Here is a 16,374-nt window from a genome sequence, read left to right as displayed (position 1 = left end):
ATTACACTCCTTTGCCGGCGTATTGCGGCATGGTGATGCAGGCGACGTTGCCGCCACCGAGAAGGATTTCCCGAGAGTTTTCGATGCCGACAATCCTGTGCTGGGGGAACAGTTCGGCGAGGGTCGCCAACGCCACTTGATCCTGACGGTCGCCGAACAACGGCACCACGATCGAGGTGTTGCCGGCGTAATAGTTGATGTACGACGCACAGATCTTCGTCCCGGCCTGGCGGGTATGGGTGCTGTCCTGCTGATCCAGTCCTTCGGCTTCTTCAGCGGTCCATTCCAGCACATCCGGTTGCGGCAACTTGTGCACGATCAACTCGCGGCCACGACTGTCGCGGGTGCTGCGCAGGATGTCGTAGGCCTCCTGGTAGATTTCCCATTGCGGGTCTTCGCGGTTGTCGGTCCATTGCAGCACCACTTCGCCGGGGCGCACGAAGCACGCGAGGTCATCGACGTGGCCATCGGTTTCGTCGAACTTGCAGCCCCGTGGCAGCCAGATGACTTGCTCGGCGCCGAGGTAATCGGTCAGTCGGCGGGTGACTTCATCCTTGCCCAAATGCTGGTTGCGATTGCGGTTGAGCAGGCACTGCTCGGTGGTGAGAATGCTGCCCTGACCGTCGCTCTGGATGCCGCCCAGTTCGGCAATCAGCGGCGCGCGGTAGCGGTCGAAGCGTTCGATTTCGAGAATCTTGCTGGCGATCTGATCATCCTTGTCCCACGGGTAGTACAAGCCGCCGTCGAGGCCGCCATAGGCGTTGAATTCGAAATCCACGCCGCGCACTTCGCCGCTGGCATCGTTGACCACAAAGCACGGGCCGCTGTCGCGAAACCAAGTGTCGTTGCAGGTCATCTCGACGACTCGCACCTGTGGCGGCAACTGACGGCGCGCGGTGGCGAACTGCGTGGCAGAGGCACACACGGTCACCGGTTCGCTCCGGGAGATCGCGGTGACGATCTGCACCCAGACTTTCTGCGCGGGCTTGGCGCCGTTGCGCCACACGTCGGTACGCTCCGGCCAGCCGAGCCAGCAGCCGGACTTGGTTTCAAACTCGCCGGGCAGGCGGAAGCCGTCTTGTTTTGGAGTCGAATCGAGCAAACGTGCCATGGGCAAACCTCATCAGCGGGGATTGGAATGACCCCAGACTAAGGTCGCCGGCAGACGCCTCGCCAACGATGATTATTTCGGAACAGTTGAATTCAACTCATCAATCAACCAGTTGATCGTTGAACCATTCGAGCATCTGCGCCACGGCCGGACGCTCCAGGCGCACCCGCTCGCACACCAGCGCGTATTGGCCCAACGCGGTGATGTTGGCCGCGAACGGCCGTACCAGCCGACCGCTCTGCAAATCTTCCTGCGCCGTCAGGTTATCGCCCATGGCCACGCCCTGCCCCTGGGCGGCGGCTTCCAGCGCCAACCCGGCGTGGGCGAAATACAGCTGTCGTTCCGGGCGCTGGTCGCCGGCATGGCTGGTGAGCCAGGCGGTCCAGGTCTTGCCGTCCTGATCGTCGTGCAACAGGCAATGGCGCGCCACATCCTTCGGGGTTTTCAGCAGGCCCTGGTTGAACAGCCCGGGGCTGCACACCGGGAAAAACTGCAACGCCGGCAATGGCCGCACGAAGAACGCACTGCTGTCCACCGGACCGGTGCCGTAGGTGATTGCCAGGTCGATGTCTTCCCCCGGCGCGGTGGCGTCGATCGGTTGTTCGTAGAGGTGCAAGGTGATGTGCGGGTAGCGCGCGTAAAAATCCGTGAGGCGACTCATCAACCACTTTTGCGCCAGCTCGGCGGTGACCGCCAGGCGCAGCACGGCCAGCGACGACGGATCACGCAGTTCATCGCAGGCCTCGCCGATCAGTTCGAAGGCTTGCTGCAAACTTTGCATCAGGCGCCCGGCGGCCATGGTCGGGCGAATCTGCCGACCTTCGCGGATAAACAGCGACACACCCAGTTGCTCTTCAAGCTGGCGGATTTGATGGCTGACGGCGCTGTCGGTCACGCACAACTCCGCCGCCGCCCGGCCGAAATGCGCGTGGCGGGCGGCGCATTCGAAGGTTTTGAGTGCTGCCAGGGAAGGTAGACGTCGCATGAGGAGAGCCCCGATTTCGAGGGGCTCATGCTGCCCCGGTCGGTCGCGGGCGTCTAGTGGGGCTGAGTTCTGCCTGCCACACAACATCAGCAATACGCATTTCAACCTCATACTTAATGACTGTTTTTTATAATTAACTTATAACTAATCGGACTTTTACAGCGCCGTATTATACAAATACTGTTACAACCATCACCGACCCCTGACCAGGTGGAGGCTCTCGGAACTGCATGTTTTTCCGGCCGACACCACTCCACGGTCAACTGCCACACCAAAACCTGAATCCGGCAAAAGCCCCCGCCGCCATGGCTTTCAAACCATGGCCCCGGCAACGCTTTGCCCAAAAAAAACAGACAACGCCAACGACACACCTGGGGCTCACCATGCACAACACCTTCGCTGCAAACCGACTGACGCTGGCCGTGTCGCTCGCCCTGTTCGGCTTGTCGGCCCACGCCGACGAAAACACCAAGGATGGTGCCCTCCCCGTTGTCACCGTCACCGCCGAGCACCACAGCGAAGACCTGCAAAAAACCCCGCTGGCGATCTCGGCGTTCGACGAAAAATCCCTCGAAGACAAGCAGATCAAAAGCATCCGCGACCTCTCCGGGCAAGTGCCGAACCTGACCCTCAGCCGTCAGTCGATCTCCTACAGTGCCCAGACCTACGGCATTCGCGGCATCGGCGAGACCGACCCGATCCAGGAATCCGCCGTGGCGGTGTACGCCGATGACCTGTACATCCCACGGGCCATTTCGTCGATGCTCGACTTCAACGACGTCGAGCGCGTCGAAGTGCTGCGCGGCCCGCAAGGCACGCTGTACGGACGCAACAGCAGCGCCGGTGCGATCCGCGTGATCACCCGCGACCCGACCCAGGAAACCCGAGGTTTCTTTGAGCTGGGCGCCGGTAATTACAACGCGCAGAACGGCCGTTTCCTGATCAGCGGCCCGCTCGTGGACAACGCGCTGTTCGGCAGCCAACGGCAAACAACTGGTGTTCTCGCCCCGCTGGAACGCCAGCGTTGGCCTGAATTACACGATCCCGGCGGGCCTGCCCGGCACCTGGCTGGCGGGCACCGATGCGCAGTTCCAGACCAAGTCCTACGCCAACGCGTTGAACGACGACGTGCAGGAAATCCCCCAGCAGACCTTCTGGAACGCCAACACCCGCTACCTCTCCAGCGACGGCCACTGGACCACCACCCTGGCGGTGAAAAACCTGCTCGACCGCGCCTACCCGCAATCGGTCGGCTACGTGCCGTCCAGTGGCGCTCGCTACTACTCGATCAACGACCCGCGAACCCTGTTGTTGTCGCTGCGTTACGACCTTTAACCCTCACGTGATCCCCCTGTAGGCGCTGCCGAAGGGGGATCCAGCCGCTCTTCAATGCCAAGGAGCAACACGATGGCTTTTACCCGCAGAGAAATGATTACCCGCATCGCCGCCGTCGGTGGCTATGGTGCCGCCGTGAGCGCCCTCGGCGCTTTGGGGCTGACGCCACAAGCCGTGGCGGCGACGTTCACCCCGCTGCAACTGGGCAGCAGTGGCAAAGGCAAAAACGTGGTGGTGGTCGGTGCCGGGATCTCCGGGCTGGTCAGTGCCTATGAGCTGCGCAAGGCCGGTTTCAGCGTGACGATTCTGGAGGCTCGGGAGCGCGTCGGCGGACGCAACTGGACCCTGCGTCGTGGCACCAAAGTCGATTTCGACGACGGCGTCAGCCAGACCGTCGACTTCGATGACGGGCAGTTTTTCAACGCCGGGCCGGCGCGAATTCCCAGCCATCACCAGACCATCCTCGGCTACTGCCGCGAGTTGGGCGTCGAGCTGCAAGTGCTGGTCAACAGCAGCCGCAACGCCCTGGCTCTGCCGGACCCGAGCAAACCGGCGTTCCAGTTGCGCCAGGCGGTCAACGACACCCGTGGCCAGCTCTCCGAACTGCTGGCGCGCACCGTCAGCCGCCAAGCCCTGGACCAGGATCTGAGCGTCGACGACCGCAAGGCCTTGCTGAATTTCCTCACGGTCTATGGCGACCTGAATGCCGACTTCCAATACAAAGGCTCGGTGCGCTCCGGCTACACCCGCGTGCCCGGTGCCGGCGATCAAACCGGCTTGACCCGGGCCCCGCTGGAACTGCAAACCCTGCTCAATCCCAAGCTCTGGGGCGCGTTGGTGTTTGACGAAATCCCCGAGTTTTCTTCGACCATGTTCCAACCGGTGGGCGGCATGGACCGGATTCCCTACGCGTTCTACGACAAGCTCAAGGACGCCGTGCGTTTCAACGCCGAAGTCAGCGATATCCAGACGTCCGAAAGCGGCAGCCGCATCACCTATCGCGATCGCAAGACTGGCAAGACCCAGACCCTGAACGCCGATTACGCGGTGATCACCGTGCCGCTGCCATTGCTGGCGAAGCTGCCGAGCAACTTCAGCCAGCCGTTCAAGCAAGCGATCCTCAGCGCGCAAAGCGATCAAGCGAACAAAGTGGCCTGGCAGTCGCCGCGTTTCTGGGAAACCGACTTCAACATCTATGGCGGCCTCTCTTACCTGGACCATGAAGTCAAAGGCCTGTGGTATCCAAGCGACCGGCTCAACAGCGCCCAGGGGATTCTGGTCGCCGCCTACAACACCAGCGAACCGGCCCAGGCCTTCAGCAAGAAATCCCTCGCCGAACAGTTCGCCTCCTCGCGGCAAGCCGTCGAACTGCTGCACCCCGGCCACAGCGCCAAGCTGCAAAAACCGGCGGCGATCAACTGGGCCAAGGTGCCGTTCAGCAAGGGGCCGTGGATTGTCAACGACGAGGTCGGCGAGAGCGCCTATCAGATTCTCAACCAGCCCCAGGGCCGCACCTATCTGGCCAGCGACGCCCTCGCCCACGGCGGCGTCGGCATCTGGCAGAACAGCGCCGCCGACTCGGCCCGACGCATCGTCGCGCTGATTGGCCGACATGCCGAACGCACTCAATCGGGCGTTGCCGCCTGACTCTTTTCGCTTAAAGGACTGAACGATGAAAGCCATTACCTTGCTCACAGGATTGCTCATGACCGCCACCGCCCTCACCAGCCAGGCCGACGACATCAAACGCATCGCCCTGCCCAACTCGACTTTCCCGATCTCGTTGGCGGTGTCGGTGCCGGCGCAAACCGATCTGCTGTTTGTCAGCGGATTGCTCGCCGATCTGCATGATCCGAAAGCGCCCAAGGATTCCTTCGCCGCGTATGGCGATACCGCAACCCAGACCACCTCGATCCTGAACAAGCTCAAAGGCGTGCTGCAAAGCCATGGCCTGGACCTCGGCGATGTGGTGCAGCTGCGGGTGTTCCTGGTGGGCGATCCGGCCAAGGGCAACACGCTTGATTTCGCCGGGTTGCAGGAAGGCTACACGCCGTTCTTTGGCAGCACCGCGCAGCCGAACAAACCGGCGCGCACGGCGATTCAGGTCGTCGCGCTGCCGCTGCCCGGTGGCCTGGTGGAAATCGAAGCCGTCGCCGCACGCAAGAAATGACACGCATAACACTAGAAATTCAGGAGCTTCACCCTTATGCGCAACTGCCCAGTCCCTGCTTATCGTCCTTTGTTATTGCCGCTGTCCTTCGCGTGCAGCCTGACCTCGTTCAGCCTTGAAGCCGCTGAAACCGGCGCGCCAACCCTCGACACCGTGGTGGTCACCGGCAACCGTGGTGCCGAGCAACGCACCATCACTACCAGCCCGACGCCGATTGATGTGGTGACCGGCGAACAACTGCGCTCGGTCGGCAAACCGAGCCTGCTGGAAGCCCTGAGCAAATTCATTCCCTCGTTCAACCTGCCGGACCGCGCCGGGTGGGATGCCAGCGGCGTGGTGCGCTCGGCGACCCTGCGCGGGTTGACCGCGTCCCATGTGTTGGTGCTGGTCAACGGCAAACGCCGCCACACCAGCGCCACGCTGAACATCAATGGGATCAACAGCGGTGCGGCACCGAGCGATCTGGACCTGATCCCGGTGGCGTCCATCGACCATATCGAAGTGCTGCGCGACGGGGCGGCGGCGCAATATGGTTCGGATGCGATTTCCGGGGGGATCAACATCATCCTCAAGCAGACCACGGGCGGCAGTTCTGATACGACGCTGGGCCAGGGGTACGACGGCAAGCGCGGCACCGGGCAGGAAGCGCTCAATTATGGGTTTCAGGTCGGTGAGGCCGGAGTACTTAACGTGTCCCTCGACACCCGATATCAGGAGCGCGACAACAAGGCCGGCAGCAACGGCTACAGCGCTCATTACTACCCGCAGGCCGATGGCTCGCCCGATCCGCGCGAAGCCGATGCCAGCCATCACACCTACAAAGGCTACGGCTTGCCCCGCAGTCAGTTGGCTGATGCCGGCTACAACCTCGATTTGCCGCTCAACGATGCGCTGACGTTGTATTCGTTCTCGACCGTGGCCACCCGCGAGAACAACGACGGCCAGAACTTCCGCCTGCCCAGCGGGCGCAACACCATCACCACCGGACCCAATGGCTATCCCGATGGCTACAGCCCTTATTGGCTGGTCAACGAAACCGATTTCCAGTCGGCTTTCGGTGCCAAGGGCGACAACCTCGGCGGCTGGGCCTGGGACCTGAGCAGCACCTACGGGCGCAACTACGCCAAGCAGCGGACCTACGACAACCAGAACCCGTCCCTGGGCGAAAACACCCCGAACACATTCACCTCCGGCATTTACATCGCCGACCAGTTGACCAGCAACCTGGACCTGAAAAAAAGCTACGAAATCGGCCTGGCCAAGCCGATGGATGTGGCCTTTGGTTTCGAGCATCGGCGGGAAAGCTACGAGACGCGCGCCGGGTCCGAAGCTTCGTATATCGATGGCGGCTACGTGTTCCCGGTCGGCCATCCACGGGCCGGGCAACGTCCGGATCCGGGGGCGCAAGTCACCAATGGGATTACCCCGGATGATGCGCAGAAAGTCAGCCGCAACAGCGTCGCCAGCTACATCGATCTGGGCTTCTACCCGGTTGAACAGTGGTACGTCGGCGTCGCCGGCCGTTACGAACACTACAACGAAGGCATCGGCGGCACCCGCAGCGGCAAGCTCAGCACCCGCTATGAGTTCAACCCGGTGTTCTCGGTGCGCGGCAGCGTCAGCAATGGCTTTCGCGCGCCTTCTTTGGCCAACCAGATTTTTACCGCGCGCTCGACCGGGTTCGACACCATCAATGGTGTCTACCAGTCTTACAACTACGTGATCCTGCCGGTGGACTCGGCAGGCGCCCAGGCCCTCGGCGCCGAGGCGTTGAAACCTGAACGCTCGACCAACTTCAGCCTCGGCTTCGCCCTGACTCCAAGCGAGGATTTGAGCCTGACGGTCGACGGTTACGTGATCAACCTGCGTGATCGCCTGGTGCTCAGCGAACGCTTCCAGGGCCCGGGCATCGCCGCCCTGCTCGACGGCATCGGCGTACCGGCCACGGCGGGCGCGCAGTACTTCACCAACGGCGCCAGCACCCGCACGTCCGGGGTCGATGTGGTGGGCAACTACCGGCAGAACCTCAATCGCTACGGCACGGTGAAATGGACCGCAGCGCTGAACTACAACCACACCCAGATCCTCAGCGTGAACGACACCCCGGAACAACTGACCGCACTGGGCGGCAATTTCCAGCTGATGGGTCGCCAGTCCCGGGCGCTGATCACCAAGACCTCGCCGAGCAGCAAGATGATTTTCGCCGCCGACTGGGGCATCAGCGACTTCGACGTCAACCTGCGGCTGACCCGTTATGGCACGTACACCGAGGTCAACAGTTCGAGCGATCCGAGCCTGGATCGCGAGTACTCGGCCAAATGGATTACCGACCTGGATGTGGCCTATGCGCTGAGCAAACAACTGACCGTGGCCGTGGGCGCGCAGAACCTGTTCGACAAATACCCCGACCATATCGGTGTGCCCAACTCGTCGTTCGGCGACAACTGGGGCAGCTATTCACCGTTTGGTTTCACCGGGGGTTACTACTACACCCGATTGCAGTACGCGTTCTGATGTCAAATCGTGGGCAAAAAAAATCCCAGGCAGCTGATGGACGCCTGGGACTTAAAAATGCATAAACCGTGGTGGTGAACGCGGGGCGATATTAACCTACTAAAATACTTTGAAACAATATAATTCTGCGCACTGTTCGGTTAATTAACGTCGTAAGCCCTTATATATCAACACTATTTGTGCGGACTTGCGGACCTCACGCAATTGGAATCAACGGATCGGCGGCAGCCCAAGCGGTCTCGCGATTGGCGGCTGGCGGGTAAATCCACACGGTATTGATCTGCGTCTTGAGCGCCTTGCCTTCCTGTTTCACCAGTTTGACCTGGCGATCCCAACCTTCGGTGTAGACCGCGCCCCAGGCGCCCAGGTCCAGGCACGTCACGTACTTGGGCTGGCTGTACGGCGTCGGGTCCACACCCAACATCTGCGCGGCCACGTTGTTACCGGCATGACGGCCGAGGACGATCGCGTGCTGGCAGGTCATCAGCGCGTGGTTGCCGATGTCGTCGCTTGCGGCGTAGGCCACGTCGCCAGTGGCGAAGATATCGTCCTGACCGATGACTTGCAGGTGGGCGTCCACGTGCAGGCGGCCAAGGTGATCGCGTTCAGCCGGGATTTGCTCGGTCAGGGAGCTGGCGCACACGCCGGTGGTCCAGATCACGGTGTTGGCTTCGATGCGTTGACCGTCGGCCAGGGTCACACCGTTTTGATCGACTGATACCACCGACGACTTCAGCTGCCATTTAACGCCCAACTCAGTGCTCGCCTCGGCGATGGACTGGCTGATTTCTGTGCCCATTGACGCACCGACCTTCTCACCGCGATCAACGATGATCACGTTGATGTCGGCGTTATCGCCCAGGATGGCTCTCAGGCGAGCGGGCATTTCGGTCGCAGTTTCAATTCCGGTGAAGCCGCCGCCGGCGACAACGACGGTGTTGCGGGCATTGCTTTCTGGCTGATTGGCCAGGGATTTGAGGTGGTTTTCCAGGCGTACGGCTTGTTCGATCTGGTCCACGTCGAACGCGTACTCGATCACACCGGGGGTGTTCGGCGAAGCGAGACGGCTGCCAGTGGCCAGAACGAGTTTGTCGTAGCTGATTACCTGTCTGGCACCCGACGCATCGAGATAACCGACACGTTTTTGCTCGACATCGATGGTGTCAGCAGCGCCCTGGACGAACTTCACACCCACCGCATCGAACAGCTCGCCAATCGGCGCGGCCAGTTGATGGGCATTCGGTTCGTAGAAGCGCGGACGCACCCGCAGCTCGGCCTGAGGCGCCAGGACAGTGACTTCAACGCGGTCGTGCCCATGGATATCGAACAATCGCGTGGCGCTCAATGCCGTCCACATGCCGCCAAAACCTGCGCCGATAACCAGAATCTGTTGTTTCATTTTTTAGCTCCGAGTGGAAAACCAGATGATGAATGTTTTCAGGGGTCATGACGGCTGCCCGACCGAATAACTACGACTCTATTGGTCGCCTTTAATCCAAACAAGTCAACATTACTGATCATTCCAATCGGTTTATCAGATTGGTTTTAAAAACCCGTCCGGGCCGGGCCTTACTGATCAGCCCATCCCTAACCCAATAAATAAAGAAGCCGCGACGCGCGTTGCCGCCCTCCTGAACCGCTGCTAATATTTGCGACAATATTAGTCGGAGATCACTATGTCTCTTTACAGCGCAGGCGTTGAGTACGGCATTCATTGCCTGCTTTTTCTGGTGGGTAATGGCGGCGACTCCCGCGAGGCGAGCGTGCGCGACCTCGCGGAGCTGCAAGGCGTGCCGCTGGATTATCTGGCGAAAATCTTCACCAAACTGGCCAAGGCCAAACTGGTGGTGGCCACTGAAGGCGTGCGCGGTGGTTTTAAACTGGCCCGGCCTTCCGATGAAATCACCCTGCTGGACATCGTCAACGCCATCGACGGCCAGAAGCTGATCTTCGATTGCCGTGAGATTCGTGGCCGTTGCGCTTTGTTCGAAGGCGCGCCGCCGGCCTGGGCGCTGGACGGCGGCTGTGCGGTGCATGGGGCGATGATGACCGCGCAGAAACGCATGGAAGACGCCCTCGCCCAGACCGCCCTGATTGATTTGGCGAGAAAGGTCGGACGCAAGGCCCCGCCGGAGTTTTCCGGTCAGGTGGATGAATGGCTGACAGATCGTCGCGAGAAGAAAAGCGGTGCAGGCTCAGAGCAAAGTATTGCGGTGACCGACATCACCGACTAGCCAGCACCACAAAAAAGCCGAAGCCGGAATAATCCGGCTTCGGCTTTCTTCAAAATCGATACCCAGTCTTACAGACAGTCACGCACCGCTTGGCGCATCGCCGCCGATTTCGCCCACGGCGGCCCTTGGTACAGCGACACCCGGCTGCCATCCTTCGATTTCACGATATCCAGAATCTCGTCCGCCGTGATGATGCTTGGCGCGGTCAGGCGGTAGCCGTTGGAAATGGCCATTTGTTTGGTCTTGGGAATCTGCACTTGCCACAACGGCAGCACGCACGCGACGTAGTCTTTCGGCGGCTTGGCGCTGTATTTGCTGACATTGGGCTCGCCCGGCACCAGGGATGCGGGTAATGAACAGCCCGCCAACATCGCCACCGCGACCCCCGCCATCAACATCCGCATACCGCTTCCTCATCCCGAAAAACGGCGAATGTAGCGCGTAGCCGCCCAGACTTCCAGCGAACGATTGGCGAAAGCGACAGAACCGACGTACGCCCTTACGAACGGAACGCCCCACCGGGTAAACGCGACTAATCTTTCGGAGTGGGATTTTGCAGGAGGTCATCATTTTGCTAAACGAACTCGAGAAAGCATTGCATCGCGACTTGCAAAGTGTGGAGTCGAATCTGCGCTGGTCGGCGGTCGAACTTTTGCGCCTGGCTGAACAGTTTCGCCAGGCTGGCAATGAAGTGGATGCCCAGGTAGCCCTGAGGCTGCGGGAGGTGCTCCAGGGGGATGAAGAACGGCTGAAGAGCTACGCCGAGGAAGTGAAGGCGCGGCATATCCGCCGACCGTAAGCTCACTCACCGGAGCACTGCCATGAACAAGCCCCTGTTCGCCTTGGTCGCCGTACTGGCGGCATCGGGCGGTTGCAGCACCGATTCACACGTCTATCGCAATCAGCCGCTGGTGGCCAAAGTCGAAAGCGGCATGAGCAAGGATCAAGTCGAGCAGATCGGCGGCAAGCCCCTGGCCGTCACCGATCGCACGGTGGAGCCCGGCAGCTGTTATGACTACAAGCTGGTTCAGGAAGGCCGCCAGCAACCCTACAACGTCAGTTTCAATGGCGCGGGCAAGGTGGATCACACCAGTTTCATGAGCTGCGCGGAATGGAGTAACGCCCAACGCAGAGCCCGGGAACCCTCTCACTCCTCAAGCGGAATGGGGGGCATGGGCGGCAGCGGCTACTAGCCGAGCGCCAATAAAAAGCCCCGGGGGCAGGCCGGGGCTACACACACGTCGACTACTGGTCAGGCGCCGGCCGTCTCGTCCGCGCCTTATAGGTTGGCAGAGACGCCGCGAAAGCCAGTGCCTCTTCACGGCTGGCGAAGGCGGCCAAACGGTCACCTTTGGTGCAGACCCGCCATGGGCCATGATTGACGCTGAGGACGTCGTAACCGTTCATGTGCATCTTGGTCAGCATCTCAATGCTCATAGTCACCTCCTTATTGGGCAGTGAACATCCACGATTGACGTGCCTACCCTACACCCGCTCCCTGCCCAGGTGCCGACCAGACGTCGCGACGTTTGGTGGCACTTTCCCCTTGCATGACCACTCCAACCCTTCAAGCCGCCGGAATACCGGGCCTCGGCTCGAATATTGCATTTTTGTGACTGTTTTATGACAAACGGGCAATCAGGTAACACATGAAAGTACGCGCCACCGTAATTTGCGAACAAGACCGACACGTCCTCCTGGTGCGCAAGCCCCGGTGTCGCTGGAGTTTGCCCGGCGGCAAGGTCGAGCCGGGCGAAACCAGAGTCGACGCGGCCATCCGCGAACTGGCGGAAGAAACCGGGCTGAGGGTCGACGGCATGCTGTACCTGATGGAGGTGGAAGATGGCGGCACCCGACACCACGTCTATGAAGCATCAGTGGTCAACCTCGACAACGCCCGGCCACAAAACGAGATCATCGATTGCATGTGGCATCCGCTGGACGCCATCCACAACCTGAAAATCAGCGACGCCACGCTGCGGATCGTCAAGGCGTTTCAGCGGCGCTTATAAGGCCGGCCTCAGCCCTGATCGCCACCGCCCACCGGCATGATCATGCCGGTGATATAGGAAGCCTCGTCGCTGGCCAGGAACAGGATAGCGCTGGCCTGCTCATCCAGCGTGCCGTAGCGTTTCATCCAACTGCTGTCGAGGGTTTGCTCGACAATCTGCTGATACCAGACCTTTTCCTGCGCGCTTTGCCCGACATTGTTACGCGGGATCACCCGTGGCGGTGCCTCAGTGCCGCCCGGTGCCGTGGCATTGACCCGGACCCCGCGACCGGCGGTTTCGAATGCCAGGCACGCAGTCAGCGCATTGACCCCGCCTTTCGCTGCGCCATACGGCACTCGATTGACGCTGCGGGTAGCAATGGACGAAACATTGACGATGGCCCCACTGCCTTGCTCCAGCATGAACGGCAGCGCGGCATGGCAACACCACAGCGTCGGGAACAGCGAGCGACGCACTTCAGCTTCGATCTGTTGCACTTCGTAATGCTCGAAGGGCTTGGTCCAGATCGTCCCGCCGACGTTATTGACCAGCACATCCAGACGGCCAAAGCGCTCGACGGCGGTTTTCATCACTCGGCTGCATTCGCTGTAATCCTCAAGGTCGGCGGTCAGCGCAAGTACCTGGCTGCCTTGCCCCAGTTGCAGTTGTAACTCGAAAACCAGCTCGGAGCGATCAACCAGAATCAACCGCGCGCCCTCCGCCGCCATACGCTCAGCGACACGCCGTCCAATGCCTTGGGCAGCCCCGGTAATCAACACGATTTTTTCGTGAAATCTGTTCATACACACCTCATGACAACCCCCTCTCCCGCAGGAGCTGCCGAAGGCTGCGATCTTTTGACATTGCTTTTTAAGATCAGGATTAAAAGATCGCAGACTTCGGCGGCGCCTACGGGGGGCGGCGCCGCAGAAAATTTTATGCCGCGCTGGCAGCAAACTTCTCGTAGTAGAAATTCGCCGGGGCGATCCCTCGTTCGCGAATGTAGTGGCTGACCGCCTCGACCATCGGCGGCGGGCCGCACAGGTAAACGTCGACATCGCCGTCGTTCAGATGCCGCGGCTCGATGTGCTGGGTCACATAGCCCTTGAGCGGATGCTGGCTGTCGGGGTTGGCCACGCAGGCGCTGAAGCTGAAATTCGGGATGCGCGCGGCGAAGGCTTCCAGTCGATCGAGCTCCACCAGGTCGAAGTCGTTGGTCACGCCGTAGATCAGATGCAGCGGTTGCTCGCTACCCTGCTCGGCGATTTTTTCCAGCATCGCGGTGAACGGTGCCAAACCGGTGCCACCGGCCAGCAACAACAGCGGACGGCGGATATCCCTTAGGTAGAAACTGCCCAGCGGTCCAGCCAGGGTCATGCTGTCGCCGGCCTTGGCCATGCCGGTGAGGAAGCTGCTCATCAGGCCGCCGGGCACGTTGCGAATCAGGAAACTGACCTCGCCATCGCGCTGCAACGAGCTGAAGGAATACGCACGGGTCTGCTCGCTGCCGGGAACCCCAAGGTTCACGTATTGCCCTGGCAGGAAAGCGAGTTTGCTGAGAGCCTCACCTTTGATCGACAGCGCAATGGTGCTGTCGGACAACTGCCGAACAGCGCTGATGGTCGCTTCAAAACTGGCCTGGCGGGTACGGCAGACGTCCGAGGAAACCGGGACCCGCACCACGCAATCGCTCTGGGCGCGCATCTGGCAGGTCAGGACAAAACCTTGTGCGGCTTCGTCCGCGCTGAGGGCGTCTTCGATGTACTCCTCGCCCAGGTCGTAACGCCCGGCCTCGGCAAAACATTTGCAGGTGCCGCAGGCGCCGTCGCGGCAGTCCAGCGGAATATTGATGCCCTGGCGGTACGCGGCATCGGCCACGGTTTCACCGGGGTTGGCGTCGATGAAACGGGTGACGCCGTCTTCGAAATTGAATGCAATGGAGTGCGTCATGACGGTCGCCTCACAAGTGATAGATATCAATGACCTGACGAACGTAGTCGTTCTTCAGGATCACTTTCTTGGCCTTGATCAGGGGGTTTTCACCGCGCACGTCCAAGGTGTAGAAACTGCTGCCGAAATAGCTGTCGACGGTCTTGTAGCGAAAGCTCAGGGTGTGCCAGTTGAAACGCACCTTGCACAGGCCGTCGGCGTGTTCCAGCAGCTCGATGTTGCTGAGGTTGTGGGAGGTGCGGGTGTCCGGAATGCTGGCGCTGGAGCGCTCGGTCTTGATGCGGAAGATGCGGTCCTCCAGGCCGGTACGGCTGCCGTACCAGATCAGCGAGATCTCCCGCTGCGGGTCTTCGGTCAGTTCGTCGTTGTCATCCCAGGATGGCATCCAGAAGGAAGCGTCGGCGGCGTACAGTTCCAGCCAGTCGTCCCATTGCTTGTCATCGAGGTAACGGGCTTCGCGGTAGAGAAAATCGCGCACGGCTTCGTAGGTGATGGTCATTGCACGGACTCCACTGCAATCAATTCGGACTGTTCAGCGGCCAGGGCCTTGAGCATGGTTTGCTGCCAGTACTTGTGTTGCAGCACGAACAGGCCTTCGTCCTCGGTGCGCACGCCGCTGAGCAACGGATGCAGATCGATTTCCCGAGCCGCGTCATCGGCGCCTTCGATCCAGTGTTCGGCGCCGCGGGACATGTCGTTCCAGGTGGTGACACTGCCCTGATAACCGGTCTGGCAGGAGCGAAACTCCTCCAGATCGTCCGGTGTCGCCATGCCGCTGACGTTGAAGAAATCCTCGTATTGGCGAATCCGGCTCGACCGCGCGCTATCGCTTTCACCTTTGGGGGCGATGCAGTAAATGGTGATTTCTGTGCGGTTGACCGAGATTGGCCGGGCGATGCGGATTTGCGAGCTGAACTGATCCATCAGGTACACGTTCGGGTACAGGCACAGGTTGCGCGAGTTCTCGATCATCCAGTCTGCACGGGCCTGGCCGAAGTCCTGGGCCAACTCGTCGCGGCGTTCGTACAGCGGACGGTCCTCGGGGTTGGACCAGCGGGTCCAGAGCAGCATGTGGCCCTTGTCGAACGAGTAAAAACCACCGCCCTGCTTGGCCCAGGTACCCGCGCTCATGGTCGGATTGCTGTCACCGGCCTCGCGCTGTTTGCGTTGGTTCTGGGTCGCCGCGTAGTTCCAGTGCACCGAACTGACGTGGTAGCCGTCGGCACCGTTTTCGGCGGTGAGTTTCCAGTTGCCTTCGTAGATGTAGCTGGAAGAACCACGCAGCACTTGCAGGCCATCAGCGGACTGGTCGACGATCATGTCGATGATCTTTGCCGACTCGCCCAGGTGTTCCACCAGTGGCACCACATCGGCCTTGAGGCTGCCGAACAGGAAGCCGCGATAGGACTCGAACCGCGCGACTTTGGTCAGGTCGTGGGAGCCGTCGCAGTTGAAACTCGCCGGATAACCCGCTTCGGCCGGGTCCTTGACCTTGAGCAGCTTGCCGGAGTTGTTGAAGGTCCAGCCGTGGAACGGACAGGTGTAAGAGCTTTTGTTGCCGGTCTTGTGCCGGCAGAGCATGGCGCCGCGATGGCTGCAGGCATTGATGAAGGCGTTGAGTTCACCGGCCTTGTTGCGCGCAATAAAGATCGACTGGCGGCCCATGGTGGTGGTGTAGAAATCGTTGAGGTTGGGGATCTGGCTTTCGTGGGCCAGATACAGCCAGTTGCCTTCGAAGATGTGTTTCATCTCCAGATCAAACAACCGCGGATCGGTGAACATCTCGCGCTTGCAGCGATAGATGCCCTGTTCTTTGTCGTCTTCCAGCAGGGAGTGAAGGTATTCGGGTCGCAGGGACATGGCCGCCGCCTCCATTGTTTTTATTCAGGCAGGGCCATGCTAGGACGGGGGGTTGAAGCGGACTATCCGATGGGTGCAGACCTTTGTCCGTTTAGCGCAGCCCCTGACCCTGATCGTTCCCACGCTCTGCGTGGGAATGCCTCAACGGACGCTCCGCGTTCGGCCTTTTGGGACGCGGAGCGTACCGGGCTGCATTCCCACGCAGAGCGTGGGAACGATCATTC

At 60.7% G+C, this 16,374-nt stretch carries 16 protein-coding genes and 1 pseudogene; 8 read left to right on the top strand and 9 right to left on the bottom strand.

The annotated features are described in order from the left end of the window. Position 1: 1 nt before the first annotated feature. Both aguA and ACY4LX_RS15370 read right to left on the bottom strand, forming a co-directional pair. Positions 2-1,111: an agmatine deiminase gene (gene aguA, locus ACY4LX_RS15375; RefSeq protein WP_463260436.1), complete on the bottom strand. Its 1,110-nt coding sequence runs from the start codon at positions 1,109-1,111 to the stop codon at positions 2-4. Positions 1,112-1,211: 100 nt separating this feature from the next. Further along, positions 1,212-2,096: a LysR substrate-binding domain-containing protein gene (locus ACY4LX_RS15370; protein WP_463260435.1), complete on the bottom strand. Its 885-nt coding sequence runs from the start codon at positions 2,094-2,096 to the stop codon at positions 1,212-1,214. 383 nt (positions 2,097-2,479) lie between these two features. On the opposite strand from ACY4LX_RS15370, the pseudogene ACY4LX_RS15365 reads away from it, so the two are divergent. The 4 genes and pseudogenes from ACY4LX_RS15365 (at position 2,480) to ACY4LX_RS15350 (ending at position 8,115) form a co-directional block, all read left to right on the top strand. Next, positions 2,480-3,431: pseudogene (locus ACY4LX_RS15365) on the top strand (TonB-dependent receptor domain-containing protein). A 72-nt stretch (positions 3,432-3,503) separates the two neighbouring features. After that, entirely contained in the window at positions 3,504-5,078 is a 1,575-nt protein-coding gene (locus tag ACY4LX_RS15360; RefSeq protein WP_463260434.1) for a flavin monoamine oxidase family protein, read from the top strand. A 25-nt stretch (positions 5,079-5,103) separates the two neighbouring features. Beyond that, positions 5,104-5,601, top strand: a complete 498-nt coding sequence (locus tag ACY4LX_RS15355; RefSeq protein ID WP_463260433.1) for a RidA family protein — start codon at positions 5,104-5,106, stop codon at positions 5,599-5,601. Positions 5,602-5,637: 36 nt separating this feature from the next. Next, positions 5,638-8,115 (top strand): TonB-dependent receptor plug domain-containing protein, encoded by a 2,478-nt coding sequence (locus ACY4LX_RS15350; RefSeq protein ID WP_463260432.1) that lies wholly within the window; start codon positions 5,638-5,640, stop codon positions 8,113-8,115. 196 nt (positions 8,116-8,311) lie between these two features. Here ACY4LX_RS15350 and ACY4LX_RS15345 read toward each other — a convergent pair whose 3' ends face one another. Next, on the bottom strand, positions 8,312-9,514 hold the full coding sequence (locus ACY4LX_RS15345; RefSeq protein WP_463260431.1) for an NAD(P)/FAD-dependent oxidoreductase: 1,203 nt from the start codon (positions 9,512-9,514) through the stop codon (positions 8,312-8,314). Positions 9,515-9,791: 277 nt separating this feature from the next. On the opposite strand from ACY4LX_RS15345, the gene ACY4LX_RS15340 reads away from it, so the two are divergent. Continuing rightward, a complete protein-coding gene (locus tag ACY4LX_RS15340) occupies positions 9,792-10,349 on the top strand; it encodes an RrF2 family transcriptional regulator (RefSeq protein WP_149658326.1) in 558 nt (185 codons plus the stop codon). Positions 10,350-10,417: 68 nt separating this feature from the next. Here ACY4LX_RS15340 and ACY4LX_RS15335 read toward each other — a convergent pair whose 3' ends face one another. Beyond that, positions 10,418-10,753 carry a hypothetical protein gene (locus tag ACY4LX_RS15335; protein ID WP_149658327.1) on the bottom strand — a complete coding sequence of 112 codons (336 nt, stop codon included), beginning with the start codon at positions 10,751-10,753 and terminating at the stop codon, positions 10,418-10,420. A 164-nt stretch (positions 10,754-10,917) separates the two neighbouring features. Here ACY4LX_RS15335 and ACY4LX_RS15330 point away from each other — a divergent pair, with 164 nt between their 5' ends. Both ACY4LX_RS15330 and osmE read left to right on the top strand, forming a co-directional pair. Then, positions 10,918-11,148: a hypothetical protein gene (locus tag ACY4LX_RS15330; RefSeq protein ID WP_149658599.1), complete on the top strand. Its 231-nt coding sequence runs from the start codon at positions 10,918-10,920 to the stop codon at positions 11,146-11,148. A 22-nt stretch (positions 11,149-11,170) separates the two neighbouring features. Further along, positions 11,171-11,542 (top strand): osmotically-inducible lipoprotein OsmE, encoded by a 372-nt coding sequence (gene osmE, locus ACY4LX_RS15325; RefSeq protein WP_149658328.1) that lies wholly within the window; start codon positions 11,171-11,173, stop codon positions 11,540-11,542. 52 nt (positions 11,543-11,594) lie between these two features. Here osmE and ACY4LX_RS15320 read toward each other — a convergent pair whose 3' ends face one another. Continuing rightward, positions 11,595-11,786: a DUF2188 domain-containing protein gene (locus ACY4LX_RS15320; protein WP_149658329.1), complete on the bottom strand. Its 192-nt coding sequence runs from the start codon at positions 11,784-11,786 to the stop codon at positions 11,595-11,597. 212 nt (positions 11,787-11,998) lie between these two features. Between ACY4LX_RS15320 and ACY4LX_RS15315 the strand changes: the two genes are divergently transcribed. Beyond that, on the top strand, positions 11,999-12,361 hold the full coding sequence (locus ACY4LX_RS15315; RefSeq protein WP_463260430.1) for an NUDIX hydrolase: 363 nt from the start codon (positions 11,999-12,001) through the stop codon (positions 12,359-12,361). Between the two features lie 8 nt (positions 12,362-12,369). On the opposite strand, the gene ACY4LX_RS15310 is transcribed toward ACY4LX_RS15315, so the two are convergent. The 4 genes from ACY4LX_RS15310 to benA form a co-directional block, all read right to left on the bottom strand. Further along, on the bottom strand, positions 12,370-13,143 hold the full coding sequence (locus ACY4LX_RS15310; RefSeq protein WP_463260429.1) for a 1,6-dihydroxycyclohexa-2,4-diene-1-carboxylate dehydrogenase: 774 nt from the start codon (positions 13,141-13,143) through the stop codon (positions 12,370-12,372). A gap of 133 nt (positions 13,144-13,276) precedes the next feature. Then, positions 13,277-14,290, bottom strand: a complete 1,014-nt coding sequence (gene benC, locus ACY4LX_RS15305; RefSeq protein ID WP_463260428.1) for a benzoate 1,2-dioxygenase electron transfer component BenC — start codon at positions 14,288-14,290, stop codon at positions 13,277-13,279. Between the two features lie 10 nt (positions 14,291-14,300). Next, positions 14,301-14,789 carry a benzoate 1,2-dioxygenase small subunit gene (gene benB, locus ACY4LX_RS15300; RefSeq protein WP_149658333.1) on the bottom strand — a complete coding sequence of 163 codons (489 nt, stop codon included), beginning with the start codon at positions 14,787-14,789 and terminating at the stop codon, positions 14,301-14,303. Then, positions 14,786-16,150 (bottom strand): benzoate 1,2-dioxygenase large subunit, encoded by a 1,365-nt coding sequence (benA, locus tag ACY4LX_RS15295; RefSeq protein WP_149658334.1) that lies wholly within the window; start codon positions 16,148-16,150, stop codon positions 14,786-14,788. Before benA ends, benB begins: the two co-directional genes overlap by 4 nt. Positions 16,151-16,374: the final 224 nt, after the last annotated feature.

It is taken from the genome of Pseudomonas sp. Emmai (genome assembly GCF_055179735.1).
The sequence above is the reverse complement of the archived record's forward strand: the minus strand, read 5'-3'. Positions and strand labels throughout refer to the sequence as shown.

Bases quoted from the DNA above. Each gene is read 5' to 3' on its own strand.
- ACY4LX_RS15340 (WP_149658326.1), top strand. From the start codon at position 9,792: ATGTCTCTTTACAGCGCAGGCGTTGAGTACGGCATTCATTGCCTGCTT.
- benC (WP_463260428.1), bottom strand. From the start codon at position 14,290: ATGACGCACTCCATTGCATTCAATTTCGAAGACGGCGTCACCCGTTTC.
- benB (WP_149658333.1), bottom strand. From the start codon at position 14,789: ATGACCATCACCTACGAAGCCGTGCGCGATTTTCTCTACCGCGAAGCC.
- ACY4LX_RS15315 (WP_463260430.1), top strand. From the start codon at position 11,999: ATGAAAGTACGCGCCACCGTAATTTGCGAACAAGACCGACACGTCCTC.
- ACY4LX_RS15370 (WP_463260435.1), bottom strand. From the start codon at position 2,096: ATGCGACGTCTACCTTCCCTGGCAGCACTCAAAACCTTCGAATGCGCC.
- ACY4LX_RS15350 (WP_463260432.1), top strand. From the start codon at position 5,638: ATGCGCAACTGCCCAGTCCCTGCTTATCGTCCTTTGTTATTGCCGCTG.
- osmE (WP_149658328.1), top strand. From the start codon at position 11,171: ATGAACAAGCCCCTGTTCGCCTTGGTCGCCGTACTGGCGGCATCGGGC.
- ACY4LX_RS15310 (WP_463260429.1), bottom strand. From the start codon at position 13,143: ATGAACAGATTTCACGAAAAAATCGTGTTGATTACCGGGGCTGCCCAA.
- ACY4LX_RS15320 (WP_149658329.1), bottom strand. From the start codon at position 11,786: ATGAGCATTGAGATGCTGACCAAGATGCACATGAACGGTTACGACGTC.
- benA (WP_149658334.1), bottom strand. From the start codon at position 16,150: ATGTCCCTGCGACCCGAATACCTTCACTCCCTGCTGGAAGACGACAAA.
- ACY4LX_RS15335 (WP_149658327.1), bottom strand. From the start codon at position 10,753: ATGCGGATGTTGATGGCGGGGGTCGCGGTGGCGATGTTGGCGGGCTGT.
- ACY4LX_RS15355 (WP_463260433.1), top strand. From the start codon at position 5,104: ATGAAAGCCATTACCTTGCTCACAGGATTGCTCATGACCGCCACCGCC.
- ACY4LX_RS15345 (WP_463260431.1), bottom strand. From the start codon at position 9,514: ATGAAACAACAGATTCTGGTTATCGGCGCAGGTTTTGGCGGCATGTGG.
- aguA (WP_463260436.1), bottom strand. From the start codon at position 1,111: ATGGCACGTTTGCTCGATTCGACTCCAAAACAAGACGGCTTCCGCCTG.
- ACY4LX_RS15360 (WP_463260434.1), top strand. From the start codon at position 3,504: ATGGCTTTTACCCGCAGAGAAATGATTACCCGCATCGCCGCCGTCGGT.